Consider the following 4,133-nt stretch of genomic DNA (forward strand, 5'->3'; position numbering starts at 1 on the left):
CACGACAGGCCCTTTAGCGGACCTGTTGTGATTGGTGGGAGAGATGGTATCTACAAGGCGTGCGCCGCTTTTCCCCCTCTCCCTCTGGGAGAGGGCTGGGGTGAGGGAGCAGGGTGTTAGGCTTCGCTGCGCTCAACAGAGCGCTGCGTAGGGTGGATAACGGCGCAGCCTTATCCACGCGATCCACGCGATCCACGCGCATCCAAGCCTACCGCCCCAATACCTCCGGATTGGCCAGGCCGGTCGGTTCGCCGGCGAAGAAGCGCACCAGGTTGGCGAAGGCCTCGCCGAAATAGAGTTCGTAGCTGTGCTTTTCCACGTACCCCAGGTGCGGGGTGCAGAGCACCTGGGGATGGGCGAGCAGGGGGTCGTCCGGGGCCACCGGCTCCTGCTCGAAGACATCCAGCGCCGCCTGGCCGGGATGCCCCCGTTCCAGCGCCGTGAGCAGGGCGCCGGGTTCGATCAGGCCGGCGCGGGCGGTGTTGACCAGCAGGGCGCTCTTCTTCATCCGCGCCAGGTCTTCGGCCCGCACGCAGCCGCGGCTGCGCTCGCTGTATCTCAGATGCAGGCTGATGACATCGGCCTCGGCGAAGAAGGCCGCCTGGCTGGGCGCCGCGCGATGACCGTCGGCTTCGGCGCGGGCGCGCGAGGCCTCGCTGCCCCAGACCAGCACCGGCATGCCGAAGGCCTGCCCGTAGCGCGCCAGGCGCTGGCCGATCTTGCCGTAGCCCCAGATGCCGAGAAGCTGCCCATCCAGCCGCTCGCCCAGGTTGACCTGCCAGCGTCCGGCATAGAGGGCGTCGATGGCCGGCTTGAGCTTGCGCCGGGCCATGAGGATCAGCGTCCAGGTCAGCTCGGCGGTGGAGACCGGCGAACCACTGCCTTCGCAGACCGCTATTCCCCGATGGGTGCAGGCGGCCACATCGAGGTGGGCGGTGGCCTTGCCGGTCTGGCTGATCAGCGTGAGGCGTGGCAGATGCGCCAGCAGCTCGGCGTCGATACGGGTGCGCTCGCGGGTCAGCACCAGCGCATCGGCATCGCGGAAACGCTCCACCAGCACCCTGGGATCATGCTCGGCGTCGTGATAGAGCGTCACCTGATGCCCGGCGCGCTGGAGCAGGGGGTAGCAATCCAGGGTTTCGACGACGTGCTGGTAGTCGTCCGGGATGACGATATGCATGGCGGGCTCCGTTGTTGTTCTGGATCGCCAGTGGAGCACCTGCGGGGTCGTCCGACAAGATGGGGTGCAACGGTGGACGAGGCTGCGCCGTCGTCAACCCTACCCGTAGCCGGGAAAACCGCGCAGCGTTTTCCGGGGCCTGCGGCTAATAGGGAATCACCAGCGGCGTGCCCGCCAGGGGATTCTCGATCACCGCGCACCTTAGGCCGTACAACGCCTCGATCAGCTCGGGGGTGACGATCTCCGCCGGTGGACCCTCGGCGAGGATGCGGCCGGCGCGCAGGGCGATGATGTGGTCGGCGTAGCGACAGGCCTGGTTGAGGTCGTGCAGTACCGCCACCAGGGTGCGGCCACCCTCCCGATTGAGCCGGCAGAGCAGCTCCATCAGCTCCACCTGGTGGGCGATGTCGAGAAAGGTGGTGGGCTCGTCGAGCAGCAGCAGCGGGGTCTCCTGGGCCAGCGCCAGGGCGATCCACACCCGCTGGCGCTGGCCGCCGGAGAGGCTGTCCACCGCCCGCTCGGCCAGTGCCAGGGTATTGGTGGCTTCCAGGGCGTGCTGCACCGCGCGCTCGTCGGCCTCCGTCCAGCCGGTGAAGGCCTGGCGATGGGGATGACGCCCGCGGGCCACCAGGTCGCTGACCAGGATGTCGTCCGGTGCCACCGCGCTCTGCGGCAGCAGGCCGATACGGCGGGCCACCTCGCGGGTCGGCAGGTCCTGGATCAGCCGGCCGTCCAGGCGCACCTCGCCGGCGCTGGGGCGGATCAGCCGCGCCAGGCTGCGCAGCAGGGTCGACTTGCCACAGCCGTTGGGGCCGATGATGACGGTGAAGCGCCCATCGGGCAGCCGCACATCGAGGTCGGCGCAGATCGGCTGGCCGCCGTAGCCGACGGTGAGGCGGTGGGCGGCGAGGCGACTGGAGGGGGCGTCTTGGCTCATGGGGTCCGCCGCCATTCGCGGCTCAGCAGGAAGATCAGATAGAGGCCGCCCAGGGCGCCGGTGAGCAACCCGACCGGAATCTGGAAGGGCGCCAGCAGCCGCTGGGCCAGCAGGTCGGCCAGGGCGGTGAGGCAGGCGCCGAGCAGGGCGGGGGCGAGGATGCCGAGATCGGCGCTGCGGGTCAGGCGGCGGGCCAGCTGGGGCGCCGCCAGGGCGACGAAGCCGATGGGGCCGGCGGTGGCGATGGCCAGGGCGGCGAGGGCCACGGCGAGCGCCAGCAGCAGATTCTGGCTGGGCAGCACGGCCAGGCCCAGCGCGCGCGCCAGGTCGTCGCCCAGCTCCAGCAGGCGCAGCCGCCGCGCCAGCCAGGCGGCCAGCGGCAGGAGCAGCAGGCAGCCGGCGAGCAGGGTCAGGGTGCGACTCCAGGTCAGCATGTCGAGACTGCCGAACAGCCAGAGCCGGGCCTCCTGGGCTTCGTCCAGCTCGGCGCGGGTCAGCAGGTATTCGTTGAGCGAGGCGAGCAGGGCGCTGACGGCGATGCCGAGCAGGATCATCCGCTCGCCACGGATCCCCGCCAGGGCCGCCAGGCCGGCGACCAGTACCGCGGCCAGCAGCCCGCCGCTGAGGGCGCCCAGCATCAGCGCCGCGCCGCCCAGTTGCAGCCAGAGCAGGGTGATCAGCGCACCGCTGGCCGAGCCGACGGTGAAGCCCAGCAGATCCGGACTGGCCAGGGGATTGCGCGCCAGCCGCTGGAAGATGGCGCCACTGGCGCCCAGGGCTGCGCCGACGCCAAAGGCCGCCAGCAGTCGCGGCAGGCGTAGCTCCAGCAGGATCAGACTGGCCAGGGCGTCGCCCCGACCGAGCAGGGTGGCCGCCACCCGGTGCGGCGCCGGAGCGAAGGCGCCACCGCTGAGGGTCAGGGCACAGATGCCGATGGCCGCCAGCAGGAGCAGCAGCAGGCAGGCCTTGAAGCGCGCCGAGCGGCGGGGGGCGAAGCGATGACGACTCAAGGGCGCACCCTGCGGGCGGAACGGATGATCAGCGCGAGGAGCACCGGGGTGCCGAGCAGGGCGCAGACGATTCCGGCCTCCAGTTCACCTGGCAGCGCCACACGGCGGCCCAGGGTGTCGGCCAGCAACAGCAGATTGGCACCGGCCAGGGGCGCCAGGGCCAGAATCCAGCGCCAGTCGGCGCCCACCAGCAGGCGCAGGGCGTGGGGCACCACCAGGCCGAGAAAGCCGATGGGTCCGGCCACCGCGGTGGCGGCGCCGCACAGCAGCACGATGGCGACGAAGGCGAGCAGCCGCAGTTGTCCGGGGCGGGCGCCGAGGGCACGACCGAGGTCGTCGCCCAGGGCCAGGGCATTGAGCCGGCTCCCCAGGGGCAGGCCCAGCGCCAGGCCGATCAGCAGCAGCGGCAGGATGCCAAGGGCGCCGCCCGGCGTCTGGCCGCTCAGGGCGCCCACCGCCCAGAAGCGGTAGCTGTCGAACACCGCGCTGTCGAACAGGGTGATGATGCCGGTGCAGGCGTTGAGGCTGGCGCTGAGGGCGATACCGGCCAGGATCAGTCGCAGCGGCTGGCCACGGGCCGGGGCGCTGCCACCGAGCAGATAGACCAGGCCGGCGGCCAGGGCCGCCCCCAGCAGGGCGCAGGCCAGGCGCGTCGGGGCGTCGTCCAGCCCTGCCAGCGACAGCCCGGCCACCACGGCGAAGGCTGCTCCGGCATTGATCCCCAGCAGGCCGGGGTCGGCCAGGGGATTGCGTGTCAGCGCCTGCATCAGGGTACCGGCCAGGCCGAGGGCCGCACCCACCAGCAGCCCGAGCAGGGTGCGGGGCAGACGCAGCTGCCAGAGCACCACGGCCTCGGTGGAGTCATCGGGCGCGACCAGCAGGTGCAGGATCTGCGCCGCCGACAGCGACCGTGCGCCTATGCCCAGACTTGCCACTACGGCCAGCGCCAGGACGATCAGCAGCAGGACCAGCACCAGGCCACCGCGGGCGGCGGATGCCCGTTGCG

General features: G+C 71.5%; 4 protein-coding genes. All 4 read right to left on the minus strand.

The window, feature by feature from the left end; translation table 11 throughout:
* Window positions 1–208 precede the first annotated feature (208 nt).
* The 4 genes from GSQ95_RS25425 to GSQ95_RS25440 all read right to left on the minus strand — a co-directional run bounded on the left by GSQ95_RS25425 (window position 209) and on the right by GSQ95_RS25440 (window position 4,101).
* Window positions 209–1,180, minus strand: a complete 972-nt coding sequence (locus tag GSQ95_RS25425) for a D-2-hydroxyacid dehydrogenase family protein (RefSeq protein ID WP_158897057.1) — start codon at window positions 1,178–1,180, stop codon at window positions 209–211.
* Window positions 1,181–1,325: 145 nt separating this feature from the next.
* Entirely contained in the window at window positions 1,326–2,132 is an 807-nt protein-coding gene (locus GSQ95_RS25430; RefSeq protein WP_158897058.1) for an ABC transporter ATP-binding protein, read from the minus strand.
* The gene (locus tag GSQ95_RS25435) at window positions 2,114–3,127 is read right to left on the minus strand and encodes an iron chelate uptake ABC transporter family permease subunit (protein WP_158897059.1); all 1,014 of its coding nucleotides are present in this window, start codon (window positions 3,125–3,127) and stop codon (window positions 2,114–2,116) included. Before GSQ95_RS25435 ends, GSQ95_RS25430 begins: the two co-directional genes overlap by 19 nt.
* Window positions 3,124–4,101: an iron ABC transporter permease gene (locus GSQ95_RS25440; protein WP_158897060.1), complete on the minus strand. Its 978-nt coding sequence runs from the start codon at window positions 4,099–4,101 to the stop codon at window positions 3,124–3,126. Before GSQ95_RS25440 ends, GSQ95_RS25435 begins: the two co-directional genes overlap by 4 nt.
* Between the last annotated feature and the right edge of the window lie 32 nt (window positions 4,102–4,133).

This window comes from Pseudomonas sp. BAV 4579 (assembly GCF_009765395.1).
Classification (GTDB): domain Bacteria; phylum Pseudomonadota; class Gammaproteobacteria; order Pseudomonadales; family Pseudomonadaceae; genus Chryseomonas; species Chryseomonas aestiva.